The sequence below is a fragment of the Modestobacter altitudinis genome (assembly GCF_005930475.1).
In the GTDB taxonomy this organism is placed as follows: Bacteria; Actinomycetota; Actinomycetes; order Mycobacteriales; family Geodermatophilaceae; genus Modestobacter; species Modestobacter altitudinis.
Map to the genome: position 1 here is coordinate 1 of NZ_SJEW01000148.1, position 770 is coordinate 770.

A 770-nucleotide genomic window follows, 5' to 3' on the forward strand; every position below is an offset into this window, starting at 1 on the left:
GAGTCGGCGAGGGCCTGCTCCAGGGTGTCCTCGTCCAGGCCCGGGGCGTCGAAGGGGTTGCGGCGGCGGCGGTGGGGGAGGGCGAGCCGGGCCGCGACCCGGACGTCGTCCTCGGTGACGTCGTCGCGTCCGCACCAGGCGGCGTGCGCGATCGCGGCGCGGGCGGTGACCAGGTCGGCGCGCAGCCCGTCGACATCGAAGGCGGCGCAGACACTGGTGACCTGGCGCAGCGCGGTGTCGGACAGGACGACGCGCGGCAGCCGGGCGCGGGCGTCGGCGATCTGCCGGGCCAGCTCGGACTCCGAGTCGGCCCAGGCGGCGGCGAAGCCCGCCGGGTCGGCGTCGTAGCCGAACCGGCGGCGCACCACCTCGGCGCGCAGACCGGCGTCCCGCGGGGCGGCCACCTCGACGGTGAGGCCGAACCGGTCCAGCAGCTGGGGGCGGAGCTCGCCCTCCTCGGGGTTCATGGTGCCGACCAGCAGGAACCGGGCGGCGTGCTGCACCGAGACGCCCTCGCGCTCGACGTAGGCCCGGCCGAGCGCGGCCGCGTCCAGCAGCAGGTCGACCAGGTGGTCGTGCAGCAGGTTGACCTCGTCGACGTAGAGCACGCCGCGGTGCGCCCCGGCGAGCAGCCCCGGCTCGAAGGACTTCACGCCCTCGGTCAGCGCGCGCTCCAGGTCCAGCGAGCCGACCAGCCGGTCCTCCGAGGCGCCGACCGGCAGCTCCACCAGCTTGGCAGCCCGGGTGACGCCGGGGGCGTCGGGATCGTG

Annotated in this window: 1 protein-coding gene; it reads right to left on the reverse strand. The window is 76.6% G+C overall.

Annotated features, from left to right (window positions below):
- The coding region (locus tag FHL79_RS24825) for a magnesium chelatase ATPase subunit I (protein ID WP_171058343.1) at nucleotides 1-770 on the reverse strand (770 nt) is incomplete at both ends.